11 protein-coding genes are annotated in these 14,923 nt (G+C 38.2%); all 11 read left to right on the top strand.

The window, feature by feature from the left end; translation table 11 throughout:
• Positions 1-271: 271 nt before the first annotated feature.
• Positions 272-508 carry a hypothetical protein gene (locus PYW30_RS07090; protein ID WP_019291588.1) on the top strand — a complete coding sequence of 79 codons (237 nt, stop codon included), beginning with the start codon at positions 272-274 and terminating at the stop codon, positions 506-508.
• Between the two features lie 207 nt (positions 509-715).
• Positions 716-2,164 carry a cytochrome ubiquinol oxidase subunit I gene (locus PYW30_RS07085; protein ID WP_019291587.1) on the top strand — a complete coding sequence of 483 codons (1,449 nt, stop codon included), beginning with the start codon at positions 716-718 and terminating at the stop codon, positions 2,162-2,164.
• Positions 2,161-3,156 (top strand): cytochrome d ubiquinol oxidase subunit II, encoded by a 996-nt coding sequence (gene cydB / locus PYW30_RS07080; protein ID WP_042218746.1) that lies wholly within the window; start codon positions 2,161-2,163, stop codon positions 3,154-3,156. Before PYW30_RS07085 ends, cydB begins: the two co-directional genes overlap by 4 nt.
• Positions 3,157-3,300: 144 nt before the next feature.
• Entirely contained in the window at positions 3,301-5,007 is a 1,707-nt protein-coding gene (cydD, locus tag PYW30_RS07075; protein WP_023889225.1) for a thiol reductant ABC exporter subunit CydD, read from the top strand.
• 31 nt (positions 5,008-5,038) lie between these two features.
• Positions 5,039-6,757, top strand: coding sequence for a thiol reductant ABC exporter subunit CydC (gene cydC, locus PYW30_RS07070; protein ID WP_042218748.1), 1,719 nt, complete (start codon positions 5,039-5,041; stop codon positions 6,755-6,757).
• A 98-nt stretch (positions 6,758-6,855) separates the two neighbouring features.
• A complete protein-coding gene (locus PYW30_RS07065; protein ID WP_023889222.1) occupies positions 6,856-7,494 on the top strand; it encodes a MarR family winged helix-turn-helix transcriptional regulator in 639 nt (212 codons plus the stop codon).
• A gap of 88 nt (positions 7,495-7,582) precedes the next feature.
• On the top strand, positions 7,583-9,568 hold the full coding sequence (locus PYW30_RS07060; protein WP_023889221.1) for an ABC transporter ATP-binding protein/permease: 1,986 nt from the start codon (positions 7,583-7,585) through the stop codon (positions 9,566-9,568).
• Positions 9,569-9,875: 307 nt separating this feature from the next.
• Positions 9,876-10,361, top strand: coding sequence for a DUF8821 family protein (locus PYW30_RS07055; protein WP_042218750.1), 486 nt, complete (start codon positions 9,876-9,878; stop codon positions 10,359-10,361).
• Between the two features lie 242 nt (positions 10,362-10,603).
• The gene (locus PYW30_RS07050) at positions 10,604-10,972 is read left to right on the top strand and encodes a hypothetical protein (RefSeq protein ID WP_232254549.1); all 369 of its coding nucleotides are present in this window, start codon (positions 10,604-10,606) and stop codon (positions 10,970-10,972) included.
• Between the two features lie 148 nt (positions 10,973-11,120).
• A complete protein-coding gene (locus PYW30_RS07045) occupies positions 11,121-11,765 on the top strand; it encodes a hypothetical protein (RefSeq protein WP_232254550.1) in 645 nt (214 codons plus the stop codon).
• 757 nt (positions 11,766-12,522) lie between these two features.
• On the top strand, positions 12,523-14,751 hold the full coding sequence (locus PYW30_RS07040) for a MucBP domain-containing protein (RefSeq protein ID WP_052370182.1): 2,229 nt from the start codon (positions 12,523-12,525) through the stop codon (positions 14,749-14,751).
• Positions 14,752-14,923 lie beyond the last annotated feature (172 nt).

Below are 14,923 nucleotides of genomic sequence, written 5' to 3'. Positions count from 1 at the left end.
TTTATAATAAAATACTATAATAAAAGTATGTGAAAATACCAAGATATAAAAGCGTTTCTAGTGAAGTAGAAGTGTCAAATTTTTTATTGCGAATTTTCAGAATTTTATAATTAATAACGAGATGAAATGTTTGTAAAATAACTTTTCTCCTAGTTAAGGTAAAATGAGAAAAAGTTTATTTTTAATTCTTATACATACAAAAGAAAAGTTAAAAGTTAGAGTGGAATTCAATTCTTTGGGTGAAATCAAGGCCCTAGAATAAGCTCTATTAATGGTGCTTACGTTTTTTCAAGGAGATGTTTTAGGAATTTTTCGCTACACAGATTGCGAGGCTTTTGTCTACGTTATTAATCCAACACATGCAGAAGTCAAGCTAACATTTAAAGAAATTCATTTTCTGCAAAAGGTTTCTTTCACTGAGCGACTGGCGGACTGTCTTGATGAACTTATCCTTCCAGCAAAATCAGGGCAGGATTTTAAGATAATCAAGGTAGAAAATAAGATTTAAAAAGAAATACTGCTGTCAAAAGCAGTGTTTTTTCGTGTCAATTTGAACACTAAAGATGATGCTGTATAAGAAATGTATCAGAATCTTGAATTTATAAACAAATTCCTTTTCGGTACGCTTTCATAGTGTTACAATGAATTGTAATTAATTTTTTGTTAGTCTCGAAAATTGTGTACTTTTACCTTTATTCGAGCAATAGGAGGCTTTATGTTGACAATTGAAACTCTCGCGCGTTTCCAGTTTGGCATGACCACAATCTTCCACTTTTTCTTTGTTCCCCTTTCGATAGGGTTAACATTGATGACCTTTATTATGGAAGCATTGTATGTTAAAACGGGCGATGAGAAATGGAAAACACGTACCAAATTCTTTGGTGCAATCATGCTATTATCTTTTGCCGTCGGAGTCGTGACTGGTATTATTCAGGAATTCCAATTTGGGATGAACTGGTCAGACTATTCACGATTTGTCGGTGATATCTTTGGAGCACCACTTGCTGTAGAAGCACTGCTTGCATTCTTTATGGAATCAACATTCTTGGGTGTTTGGATGTTTGGTTGGGACCGTATAGGCAAAAAGTTGCACTTGGCGGCACTTGGCTTAGTTATGGTCGGCACTTGGCTTTCTTCACTTTGGATTTTGGCAGCGAACAGCTTCATGCAAAATCCAGTGGGCTATGAAGTTATTGATGGTCGTGCCACATTGACCAGTTTCTCAGCTTTATTGACAAACCCACAAACAACCTTAGAATTTACCCACGTTATCACAGGGTCATTCTTAACTGGTGGATTTGCGGTTGCCGGTATCTCTGCATTCCAAATCCTTAAAAAACGTGAAGCTGATTTCTTTAAACCAGCCTTGCGTTTAGGACTCTTAGTTGCTTTGATCGGTGCGATGGGGAACTTCGTGGCTGGTGACCAACAAATGTTGGAAGTTAAAAATACTCAACCGATGAAATTCTCAGCGACAGAGGGTGTTTATGAAACAACAGAGGACCCAGCAGCTTGGGACATGATTGCTTTCTTTAACGAAGCTGATCACAAGTCTGTTTTCGGTGTGCGCATACCGTACGTGCTGTCAATCTTGACCTACCACCGTCCTTCAGGTTCAGTTGAGGGGATGAATCAAATCAACAAGGAACTGGAAGCTAAATATGGTGATCATCTGAATTACTATCCACCAGTTACAGTTCTCTTCTATACATTCCGTATTATGGCTGGTTTGAGCATGTACTTCATGTTAATTTCAGCTCTTGGGCTCTTCTGGACACGCCGTAAGAAACCTTGGATGTATGAAAAACCTGGAATGATGCGTCTTTATGGTTGGTCAATGTTCTTACCATTCCTTGCTATCACTTCTGGTTGGTTGGTAACTGAGTTGGGACGTTATCCATGGACTGTATATGGACTCTTTACCATCAAAGACTCTGTTTCACCTAACGTTTCAGTAGGAAGTTTGCTCTTCTCAAATATCGTTTACTTCCTTCTTTTCTGTGTCTTAGGTACAATCATGATTATCTTGACACGCCGTATTATGCGTGACAGTGCACATAAGGCAGAAACAGCTTATGTTGATTTAGATCCATTCAGTAGCCATAATCTTGGGAAAGACAAGCATTCTAAATCAGAAGAAAAAGAAGAGGAGGCTTTGAAATGAGCGGATTACAATTATTTTGGTTTATCTTAATTGCAGTGCTCTTTGGGGGATTCTTCTTCCTCGAAGGCTTCGACTTTGGTGTAGGAATGAGCGTTTTGGCTTTGGCACGTAATAAACGTGAAGTCAACCAAGCGATTGCTACAATCGGTCCTTTCTGGGATATGAACGAAGTATGGCTCTTGACAGCCGGCGGTGCCATGTTTGCCAGCTTCCCTTATTGGTATGCTTCACTTTTCTCTGGCTATTATAATATCTTATTATTATTACTCGCCTGCTTGATTTTACGTGGGGTAACCTTTGAGTTCCGTCACCGTAGCGAATCAGAAAAAGTAGAGCGTGGCTGGGAAATAATTTTAGGAGTGACAAGCTTCTTTATTCCTTTCTTGTTTGGGCTTATGTTTACCAGCATGATTCAAGGTGTTCCGATGGATGCACGCGGTGATATTTATGCCAGCTTCACAACATACGTAAACCCACTTTCGCTTGTTGGTGGTGTTGCTGTAGCTTTGATGAGCTTCTTGCACGGTTTGAACTACATTGCTTTGAAGACAGAAGGAAACATGCGCAAACGTGCGAATGACCTTGCAAACAAACTTTACTTTGTACTTTATGCAGGTGAAGTTGTCTTTGCTCTCTTGATTGCTATGAAGACAGACTTCATTGAAAAACATGCAGCCTTAACGATTGGCTTGTTAGCTGTTATCGTGCTCTTGACTGTTTTTGCACATGTTTCTGTTGCTAAAAAACGTGAAATGTCAGCTTTCTTATCCTCTGGTTTGACTTTCCTTGCATTGGTTGCTTTACTTTTCCAAGGGCTGTTCCCACGTGTAATGATCGCTGAAAATCCGGCTTACAGTATCTTGATTAAAGATGCAAGCTCAACACACTATACTTTGACAACTATGTCTTACATCACAATAGCAATCTTGCCATTTGTGCTGGCTTATATGGCTTGGACTTACTACATTTTCAGAAAACGTATCAGTGAATAATTGATTCTAAAATTCCTTTTTCAAAGGAATTTTTTATTAGACAAAAGTGAAGAAGAGCGTGAATTTATAAGCAGTTTCAAAGGCTTGACACTCATATTTTGTTATAATAAAAGTTATCATATGAATAAGAATAGGTAATAAAAAATGATTGACAGAACTCTATTTACTCTTCCAGGAGTACGTAAGATTCTTCCCGCTCTTGGAGGGCTCGCCCTACTTCAAGCGCTTTGTATTTTAGGACAGGCTTTATTTCTGTCTCAAGCGATAACAGGGTTATGGCAAGGTCAAGAAATCCTGCAGGTACTGCTCTACATTATTGGCTTTTTCCTGAGCTTTTTTGGGCGAGAAGGAGTAAACTTTTTACGTCAATATATGCTTGATAAGGTTTCTTATCGTTTGGCGGCAGATATGCGTGGACAGATTCTTGAAAAAGCTTTTAAACTCGGCCCTTCCGTCTCACGTGAAATGGGGACAGGTAATCTGACATCAACAGTGATTTCTGGTATTGATGAGGTCGAAACTTATATCAAGTTGGTACTTTCTAAAGTCTTGAACATGATGATCATACCAATTCTCTTGCTGATTGCGATTGCTTTTTTGGATTTACAAACAGCGATTGTGTTGGCGATTGCTTTTCCTTTTGCCATAATCTTTATGATTTTGTTAGGTTATGCTGCACAAGGACAGGCAGACAGACAGTATAAGAGTTTCCAGCTTTTATCCAATCACTTCTTAGATTCGCTCCGGGGAATTTCGACTTTAAAATATTTTGGTTTATCAAAAACATATGCCAATTCTATTTATCAAACGTCAGAGCGTTTCCGTAAAGCAACAATGGCCACGTTACGTGTCGCCATTCTTTCGACCTTTGCCCTTGATTTCTTTGCAACCTTGTCTGTTGCTACAGTGGCTTTGTTCTTAGGACTACGTCTCATGAATGGTGCCATTCTCTTGTTCCCAGCGCTGGCTGCTTTGATTTTGGCTCCAGAGTATTTCTTGCCTTTGCGTGACTTTGCCTCGGATTACCATGCAACGCTCAATGGTAAAAATGCTTATGCCAGTGTCAATGAAGTGCTGCAAACAGAAGAGCATTTAACCGAAGTTTTACCAGAGCCCATCCGTTGGACGGAGCAGTCACAACTCAAACTTCATCATTTGAGCAAAGTTTTTGAGACTGGACGCGGTGTCTCAGATATAAATCTGGAACTGCAAGGTTTTACCAAGGTAGCCATTGTCGGTGAATCGGGCTCAGGTAAATCGACATTGCTGAGTATGCTTTCAGGCTTTCTTATGCCAAGTGCGGGTGAGATTCAGCTTAATGAACACCAGCTGTCATCACTTAATGATGAAAAATTCCGCCAGGCTTTACAATTTATCCCCCAAAACACTTATATTTTCGCGGGAACTTTACGTGCCAATTTAGCCTTTTATCAGCCAGAAGCTACAGATGAAGCAATCCTTCATGCAGCTGAGCTTGCCGGGTTGAAGGATTTGGTGGAAGAAATTGGATTGGACGCGAATATTGGTGCAGGTGGGCGTACCTTATCTGGTGGACAAATGCAACGTGTCGCTTTGACGCGTGCGTTTCTCTCTCAAGAAAGAAATATTCTTTTCCTTGATGAGCCAACGGCGCATCTTGATGTGGAAACGGAACTAGAGATAAAAGAAAACATTCTGCCTCTCTTTGAGGACAAGCTTGTTTTCTTGGCAACTCACCGTTTGCACTGGCTGCCTCAGATGGACGTGATTCTTGTCCTCAATGAAGGCAAACTTGAATCTGCAGGCTCACATCAAGAACTCCTAGCCACAAATAAATACTACCGAGAGCTCTTGCGTGAGATGCGAGGTTAAACAGCATGATTGTAAAAACAATGGAGAAAAAATGAAGAAGATTCTTTTCAACAATGATTGGATCACACCTTTTCTGCGTAAATATCGTTTCGGGATGATTCTCGCGATTATTTTAGGAACAATAACGATGTTTTGCGCTGGCCTGCTTATGTTTTCAGCGGGCTACGTGATTTCAAAATCAGCAACCAAACCCGAAAACATTTTGATTATCTATGTGCCTGTTTTGATGGTACGTGTCTTTGGTATTTCACGGCCTGTGGTGCGTTATATTGAACGCCTAACCTCACACAACTGGATTTTACGCATCACCAGTAACCTTCGTCGCAAGCTTTACCTCAGATTGGAAAAATCAGCGATTGGTTTATCTGAACGCTACAAGTTAGGTGATCTTCTTGGCTTGCTTAATGAAGATATCGCCAATATTCAGGACTTGTTCTTACGGACCCTTTTTCCTTTGATGATTGTAGGTTCTTTATCTGTAGCTCTCATCATCGCTTCAGGTGTCTTTTCACTGACTTTGGCTCTTGTAGTTGCCTTTTTCTTAGGCTTGATGGTTATCGTGCTTCCTTATGTGTCACTCAAAGTATCGGCCAAATATGACCGTGATTTGAAAAATTACCGGAATCAACTCTTTTCTAACTTGACAGATGATGTTTTAGGTTTACAAGATTGGGTTTTATCAGGAAGAAAAGAAGATTTCTTGCTGGATTATCAATCCTCCGAAAAAGCAGCACGTCAGATTCAAGAAAAAATGCTGAGCTATGTACGAAAACGTAACCTTGTTTTGCAGCTGATCTTTGCTTTACTTGTGGTTTATCTGATTGTTTGGTCAGGTTCAACCTTAAATACAGGAGATGCACCGAACTATATTGCTGCTGTTTCTCTGGCCGCCTTTCCTTTGTTCGATGCTTTTGCACCCTTGTCTGACGCTGTTGTTGAAACACAACGTTATGGTGATTCTGTTCAACGGCTCAATGATTTGCCTGATGTCAAAGAAGATGTGCGACAAGAAACAATTAAGGACACAGACTTACAAATTTCTAACTTAAGCTTTGCTTTTGAGGATAAGCTTATCTTTGAGGACTTAAATCTCCATATCAAAAAAGGAGAGCATGTCGCGATATTAGGCCGCTCAGGTGTGGGTAAATCCACCTTAGCAAGCCTTATCCGTGGCGACCTTATCGCACAGCAAGGGACTTTAGATTTGTCTGGAGTTGCACCCGCTTATGCCAATAATGTTGAAGAAAAAATTGGTGTCATCAATCAAAGTCCTTATATTTTCAATGCCAGTATTCGTTCCAATCTTAGTCTAGCTCGGCTTGATGCCAGTGACGAAGAAATTTGGAATGCTTTAGAACTTGTGGGATTGAAAAAAATGGTAGCCTCCCTACCTGACCAACTCAACGAAGTCGTGGACGAGGCAGGACAACGTTTCTCAGGTGGTGAACGTCAACGGTTAGCTTTGGCACGTATTTTGCTGTCTGATGTCGATATAGTTATCTTAGATGAACCGACTGTTTCGCTGGATCCGATTACCGAAAATCAACTGTTGCGTCTCTTCTTTGAGCGCTTAAAAGACAAAACGATTATCTTTATCACTCACCATCTGCTGGGTGTACAGCACATGGACCGTGTTATCTTTTTAGAAAAAGGTAAAATCAAGCTTGATGATCAGCCGGAATACCTTCTTGAACACAACGAAGACTTCCGTAAGCTTTATCAAATGGACTTAGGAACTAACGACTTTTAATAGTCGTTAGTTTTTATGTTGACAAAACGAAATAAAAGTATTAAAATGTATTTTGTTAGCTTATACGATAGTTAAACTAAATATAAAGGAGAATAACTGTGTCAGCAGAAACAAATAAATTATTACATCTTTTTTCAAAACTACTTCACAACCCTCAGCTTCTCATGGCTTTGCATATGGAAAGAATGACAAGTCGACTGGGGGAAAAAAAATCGCGTACAGGTGCACAAGGGCTTCTGGTTGAACTCTGGAAGGCTGATGGTCTGACCAATGCTGAAATTGCTGAAATCTTGGATATCCGACCTTCAAGCGTCACCGCCCAAGTGAAGAGTTTAGAGCAACGTGGCTTAGTTAAACGTGTCACAGATGAAAATGACAAACGTGTCAGCCGTGTTTTCTTGACCGAGGAAGGTAAGCAAGCTCAAGTTGAGCGCAAGGAAAGTCAAGATGATCTTTCAGAAGGCATCTTTGGCAATCTTACAGAAGAAGAGCAAGTTCAACTGATCCATATTTTGGAAAAACTTGAAGAAGCTAATCCAGCTGATGAGGAATGTGATTTCCGCTTTGGTGGTATGCGTCCTGGAGGCTTTGATCCACGAATGATGCATCATATGGGTAGAGAAATGGAAGCAAAAATGAGAAAAGAAATGCGCCGTCAGATGCGTGATGCACATAACCCATGGAATTTTGGGCATAATCCACACAGCAGAAGAGACGATAACTGGGACGATTTTTAAAATAAGCTTAAATCAGTCTAAGGTCCTAAGTTCTTTGGTAGAATTTAAGGTATAATAGAAGTATCTTTATTATTAGAAAGAAGAAATTATGCCCGTATTAGAATTAAAAAACATTAGGAAATCATACTTTTTAGGTAAAGATGAATTTCCGGTACTCAAGGGGATTGACCTTGAGTTTGAGCGTGGAGACTTTGTCAGCTTACTCGGTGAGTCCGGTGGTGGTAAATCAACCCTGATGAATATCATCGGTGGCTTAGACCGTGAATATGATGGTGATGTTATCATCGATGGTGTCGCGCAAAAGGCGAAGAAAGAAAAAGATATGGATGCCTATCGCCGTGATACTATCGGCTTTATCTTCCAGTCTTTCAACTTAATCAACTACTTAAGTGTGCTTGACAATATCTTGATTAGCTTGAAAATGACAAGCCTATCAGAAAAAGAACGTGTCGAACGTGCAGTTGAGCTAACCAAACAAGTTGGCCTTTACGAACACCGTAAGAAAAAACCCGCACAGTTATCTGGCGGGCAAAAACAACGTGTAGCCATTGCGCGGGCTTTGGCCAGCGATCCTGAGATTATCCTTGCTGATGAGCCTACAGGAGCGCTCGATTCACAAAATACGAAAGAAGTATTGGCACTTCTTCGCCAAATCGCACAGTCTGGTAAGACAGTCATTGTCGTCACTCACTCTCAAGAAGTCGCTGACTATGGGACACGTACGATTCGTCTGGCAGACGGACAGATTATCGGAGATGAGCGTGACAAGCCAGCTTATCCTGTGCCAGATGAAGCAAAATCCTTCAAGACAAAGGCACTTTCTTATGGTGATGTGGTTAAAACAGCCTTTAAGCACTTTACAAACACTTGGAAAATCAATCTTCTCATTGCTATAGGTACAGCCATTGGCTTATTCTCAGTTATTTTCTTCCTTGGTTTAGGTACTGGGGCCACAAAATACATGAACGATCAGGTCACAAGCTTGGCAAATCCAAATATTATTACTGTGGTTCAACGTGACTCAGCAAATAATCAGGGTAAAGATAATGATGAAGCCTTTTCAATTGCGCAGCAAACAATGCTGGGGATCTCTGATAAAAACATTAACAAGTTGAAGGACTTGGATAATGTCAAAGCAGTTGATGCAGGGATTACAAAAGCAGGTGCTGTAACTCTTGATTATAAGGGACAAACAACAAGTAGCCAAGCGATTATGTCTTGGACACCGATGATTCAGTCTTCAACGTTACATGCTGGTTCAGAACCTAAAGGTAAACAAATCGTTATCTCTGAAGCAGACATGAAGAAGTTTGATCAAAAAACATATGAAGCAAAAGACTGGAAAGCTGTGATTGGTAAAACAGTCAAAGTAAGCTTCCAAACTGTGGATAAAAACAATACTCCTGTGACTATCACAGAAGATATGGAAATCTCAGGCGTCTTGCAAGATATGCCAATGGTTGGTACTTTGACTTCAACAGAGGCATTGAAAGAAATGCTTACTGCAAATAATATCGATGCGATGCCAAATACAGCCTACGTCACTGTGACAGATACAGATAAAGTTAAAGATGTAACCAAAGCTATCAATGATATCAAAGATAATGACAAACTTGTGTTTGCCTCAACAAATATCGGTAGTATGTTGGATACAATCACAGATATTACAGGGATTGTCTCAACCGTCTTGGCTGCCATTGCTGGTATTAGCTTGATTGTTTCAATCTTTATGATTGTGGTAACAACTTATATGTCTGTTGCCGAACGTACTAAAGAAATTGGTGTCCTTCGTGCCTTAGGTGGACGTCGTAAAGATGTTTCTCGCATGTTCACAGCTGAAAGTGTGATCCTTGGCTTGTCATCTGCAGTTATTGCGATTGCTCTTGCCTTTGCGGGACAAAGTATCATCAACAAAGCTTTGCATAGCTTAGTCGGCGGAAATATTGTTCAGATTACTTCTGGCCATATTATCTTTGCCGTAATCATTGCGCTGATTATTGCTTTACTTTCAAGTCTTGCACCTGCAGCACGTGCAGCACGCTTGAACACTATCGAAGCCTTGGCTGCTGATTAATAAATATGGAGAAGTTCTGCTGAAAAGCAGGGCTTTTTTTGTTGCTCAAGTCACTTTGGCTCCTTGGACAACCTTTCTTGCACGACTAGCAATGGCATTGGGGGAGCCCGTCCTGCCTTAATCCTTCATCAGTGATCCTATCCACTTAAGCGCTGGGTCAGGAGCGAAACGATACTGGCCTTCGTAGCTTGTCCACTGCGTTTTCCACTCAGTTTGAGTTCACCTCCTTTTTTACGAGTTTAACCTTATAGAGTGCCTTACATTTTTGCTATAATAAAGAAAAAACAAACAAACACAGGAGGTGTTTATGGCATATAAAGTTAATTTTAAAGAAGGACAGGTAGAAACGACAGGACTGGAAAGCTCACCTGTAGCAGAAAGTCTTGCGGGACTGCGTGCCAATGAAGCACGTTATTTCTGGAACAAATATAAATTTGAATACCTCACTTTTCCTGCTGGGGAAAAGGAAAAAGAAGTGGCTTGGTTGAAAAAGTTATTGAAAGAGGAGCGCGATCTTGAGTTTACATCGCCTATCTTGGAAGTCGCGGTTTATGAAGACGAAGACATCTACTGGCCAGAGTTTTACTTTGAAGATGGCTTGGTGATTAATGTCCTCTATGAGAAAACGGCTGATGAAGAGAAGAAACCCAAACGTGCGGTTGGTTTCAAACTCTCTGCAGGGATGGAAATTCCGCAAGAATTAGAAGGAAAATTCAAATTTGCCCGTCAACGTTCAAAACTTGTGGGAGAGATACGTGGTTCATTCTTTGTCTTGAAGCAAGAGTGGGTTTAGAAGTAGAGGGAATCTCGTCCTGAGGTTCTCTTTTTTTAAGGTTTGTTTTAGTTTTTTTGCTATAATGGGAGTTATAAAAGATCACATAAGTTGAGCATTGATTTCAGTCAAAGGAATGTTAGGAAGGAAACTCAGCTTGTCAGAGCATCTAAAAAAATTAAAGAATTGAGGGTAAATTTTGAGTGTGCATTCTTTTAGACAAACTAAAAATACGAAAAGAACCATCATTTTAGGAGAAAGAGTTGAATAGAAGAAAGCTTTTAATATTTTTATCCCTTTGTCTTACATTGACGACGACAGCTGGATTTATTTATCTTGCCCTTGTTTTGCATGATTACATTACCTTTTGGATTGGCCTCGTTACAACCCTTATTTATGGTGGAATTTTAAGCATTGGACTTTTAAATTTTAATCGCATTTCAAAATGGGAAGAGATACCCGATGAGCTTCAAAAAAAATACGATGGTTTTACACCCCGACTTCTGCAGCGGGAAAACATCAATTTATTTATCCTCCTGAGCTTTTTCTTTAACCTTTGTGCATGGCCAGTCATGAAAAAATCAACTCTTTTTTTTTACTTGGTTGATTCTCACGCTCTTGATTGGGATTAACTTGTTACGTGAGCTAGAACATACGACCTATATCGAGGAACAGCTTCCTCAGTCAAAGAAGAACAAGATTGCTGCGGTTTTCATTTATTCCTTATTTCTAGTTTTCATTTTTATATTTCCACTGAGAAATGGCTTTTCTATTCATGAAATGTCATCCCCACCTCTTGAGCCCTCTTTTGGAAAAGTCTTCCCTATTTTTCTTGTGGGTGCCCTGTGGCTATTTCTTATACGCTTCACATGGAAAGAATGGTCAAGTCAGCGCTTCTTTAGGTATCTTCAATATTTTATCTTAGCGTTTTCTCTTGCTTTTTTTCTTGGACGTTTTGCAATTTATAACATCCAACAACATGCGGTTTACTATGCCAGTCAAATGAAGCATGAGAAGTATACTGATCCTGTTTTAATCGCAATGATGGATTTTGCAAAAGCAACCGACTTTCCAAATACGGTCACCTACAAGCAAAATTATTATGAAGAAGAAATAAAGTCAAAAAACTTTGGAGGTTATGCACTCTATCATAATGAGAGGCCTTATCCTTCGGCTTATGATGCGCAATACAGCTTCCAAAGTGATGAATTATTTATGCAAATTTCAGATAAGGGATATTTTGAAATTTATACAATGTCTCTCCTTGATAAACCTGGATACAAAGTTTTAAATGATGAGGAATGCTTACGTTCTGTCCAAGGTTGGGTAAAGAAAACAGAACAAGAAACCCTCAAAGAACAGAGCAAGCCGCTCATCAATTTACAATTTATGTATAACATGCTTTATCAGAACAAATTTAAATAAAATGGTTCCGGACACGAACAACGACATCAGGAATAAGGTTGAAGTGTAAAAATGGTGGAGCATATAAAAAGCCCTGAGTGTGTACCCAGTGGCTTTTTATTTCGTGTTCTATATAAAATTCAAAAAAAGTAATCATCCCACCACTTTATTTGTACCGTTTTCCTTGTTTTCGTCTTAACATTCTAATCACTATATCTGATAAGCCGCAAAATATTCCCCCAAAAAGAGAAAGCGCGCCTAGAATTTCTAAAAGAAAATGATGAGCATCCATTCCATAAAAAAATAAAACTAGACCTGTAGAGATAATCAAAATCCAGATGCTACTCATGGTGATGCGGTGTTCCAACCCTTATCCTCCATATTTAATTTACTTCAGGAGATATTATAGCACAAAAATAAAAATGTGCAAATTTTTAGAATGGGATTTGTAATTTCTGAAAAAATAAATTTTTTATTTAGGAGCTTCTATCTTAATAGCTATAATTGTAACGAAAATACCGAGGAGAACTTAATCTCTTCGGTATTTTATTATAATAAAAACATTTGTCAATAAAAGATTCGTTTTATTGATACTTATATGTATTCATAATACGCTTTCAATACAATTATACAATATATCTTTAAAAATTTCATTACATCTGTGAAAAATATATAAAGTAAAAGGAATATTATCAAAAAGTTGATTACCATGGGAAATTTTCACTTTTAAGTTTAGATAAAACGAATCTTTTTTGGATACTTTAAGGGAGAATAACACATGAAAAAATCTAAAAATATACTTGCTATTGGTATATTATCCTTAACCTACATACCATCAATTACGTCAGCGGCAAATACAGAGTTACCTGTCAATACTTCAAATGAAGTTCAAAACATGGCCAAGAATATTGTCAATGAAAAAGGTGTAAGAAATATTTTAGCAGGTAGTGTTGAATATTCCGCAAATGCCACAGAGTTCTCAACAGGGGATCAATATACAGGAACAATTCATTTAACCAATACTGTAGGTAATACCATTTCTGCAGGAACGAAGATAATCGTAGCAATTCCTCCAACTGCAGTAGATTATAGTGGGTGGAATTTTACAGACCCCACTCTGTCAAGCATTTTTGACGTTGCTGTGTCTGCGGAACAAGGAACGATTACTTTCACCTTAAAGGCAGACATTATAGGAGTGGCAGATATTTCAGTACCTTTTTTTACTACTATTATTGGTCCTGAGAACACAAGTTATCCAGTAAGTGTATCATCACAAAATACTGATGGAACATTTACAGATGTTGTTGTTAATAACGATCAGATTATAATCCCCCAAAAAGACAACCCAGATCCTAGTTATGGTGTGTTGAATATGTATTGGGGTGTTACCAAAAGTGGTCTATCGAATACTTTCGTAGGCAAGAGCCCTACATCTATTAATAATATAAGTACAGGTATCTTCTCAAGGAATACAAATGATATTCAAAATTATATTGAAATCAATCCTGAACAAAAAACAGTATTGAATAGTAATGAACACTACGAAGTTACGTATGAAATTCATTCAACTAAAGGCTTAGGAAATATCAGCCTAAATAATATTGAAGTGTTAGATGCAACTACAGGTTCTGTAGTCCCTACAAGCGATTATACAGTTACAACTACTGGTACTCACAGTGTCTCATTTGTCTTTCTTAGTCCAGAACAATCAAGTATTAAAGTTAATCACAAATATGTGATTAACTTAACCTCATTAGCAACTGACGATGGAGATATTTATAATTCTAATTCTACCTTGCAGATAAAAAATGCAAGCACTATTACAAAAGAAGAATCTTTTCCTTTAAATAATATTTTTACAACTCGAGGAAGCAGTGTTATTTTTCCAAGTATTACTGCAAATAATAAAACATATAACTCTGGTGAGTTAACTTCAACAAACATCTTAGAAAAAGTGACATCAGGTGTAACAGCAACAGATACAATTGATGGAGATATAACTGGTAATATCATAACAGATTATAAAGATTTATTATCTAAAAAAGATTCCTCTGGAGTTTATCTCAATCAAGTTGATTATTCAGTTAAAAATTCATTAGGTTATAGCTCAAGTAGAAGTATAACTGTAACTATAACAGATAAACAAAGCGGTAAAGATGTAACAGTTAAGTATGTAGATACGGAAGGCAATAAGATTTCGGATGACGTTGTAAAATCTGGAGCAATAGGCGATAATTACAGCACTGAACAAAAAGATATTGAAGGTTATACTTTCAAAGAAGTACAAGGCAATGCGACAGGTCAATTCACAGATTCACCCCAAACAGTGACTTATGTTTATACAAAAAATCCAGTAAAAGCAGCCGATGTGATATCGAAGTACGTCGACACAGAAGGTAATAAGATTTCAGATGATGTCGTGAAGTCTGGTAATATCGGTGACAAGTATACTACTGAAGAAAAAGATATTGATGGCTATACCTTCAAAGAAATGGGTAAAGATAGTGCTGCTGTCTCAGGTGATTTCACAGATAAAGATCAAACCGTTACTTATGTTTATACTAAGAATCCAGTAGCTGCGGCTGATGTGACAGCCAAGTACGTCGACACAGAAGGCAATAAGATTTCAGATGATATCGTGAAGTCTGGTAATATCGGTGATAAATATACTACTGAACAAAAAGATATTGATGGCTATACCTTCAAAGAAATGGGTAAAGATAGTGCTGCTGTCTCAGGTGATTTCACAGATAAAGCTCAAACAGTAACCTATGTTTATACGAAAGATAAAGTAAATCCTTTAACGCCTACTCCAGCTGACAATAAACCAAGTCATAAAGAGAATACTCATAAGTCAGTACCTTTTTCATCAACCCACAATACATTACCTGAAACTGGCGAAAATGAAAGAATGACATTAATGAGTGTTGGGACAGGTCTAATTCTCCTAATGGTTGCTCTTATTGCTTCTATTTTCCGTTTCAAAAAATTTAAAAATAATAAATAAAAATTAGATTTTGAAATATAAACCAAATCATGACTTAATAGTAATGAACTAAAACACCTAAAAGATGAACAACTCTTCGGTGTTTTTTTAATGAGATAAAATCTTGTGAGTTGACAAATTAATAAATGTGTTATATACTTAGTTACACAAGTGATTAACCGATGAACGAAGA

Origin of the sequence: Lactococcus garvieae subsp. garvieae, from assembly GCF_029024465.1 — a bacterium.
Classification (GTDB): domain Bacteria; phylum Bacillota; class Bacilli; order Lactobacillales; family Streptococcaceae; genus Lactococcus; species Lactococcus garvieae.
The sequence above is the reverse complement of the archived record's forward strand: the minus strand, read 5'-3'. Positions and strand labels throughout refer to the sequence as shown.

Coding starts and splice junctions, on each gene's coding strand:
- cydD (WP_023889225.1), top strand. CDS start 3,301: ATGATTGACAGAACTCTATTTACTCTTCCAGGAGTACGTAAGATTCTT.
- PYW30_RS07040 (WP_052370182.1), top strand. CDS start 12,523: ATGAAAAAATCTAAAAATATACTTGCTATTGGTATATTATCCTTAACC.
- PYW30_RS07060 (WP_023889221.1), top strand. CDS start 7,583: ATGCCCGTATTAGAATTAAAAAACATTAGGAAATCATACTTTTTAGGT.
- PYW30_RS07090 (WP_019291588.1), top strand. CDS start 272: ATGGTGCTTACGTTTTTTCAAGGAGATGTTTTAGGAATTTTTCGCTAC.
- PYW30_RS07045 (WP_232254550.1), top strand. CDS start 11,121: ATGTCATCCCCACCTCTTGAGCCCTCTTTTGGAAAAGTCTTCCCTATT.
- cydC (WP_042218748.1), top strand. CDS start 5,039: ATGAAGAAGATTCTTTTCAACAATGATTGGATCACACCTTTTCTGCGT.
- cydB (WP_042218746.1), top strand. CDS start 2,161: ATGAGCGGATTACAATTATTTTGGTTTATCTTAATTGCAGTGCTCTTT.
- PYW30_RS07055 (WP_042218750.1), top strand. CDS start 9,876: ATGGCATATAAAGTTAATTTTAAAGAAGGACAGGTAGAAACGACAGGA.
- PYW30_RS07085 (WP_019291587.1), top strand. CDS start 716: ATGTTGACAATTGAAACTCTCGCGCGTTTCCAGTTTGGCATGACCACA.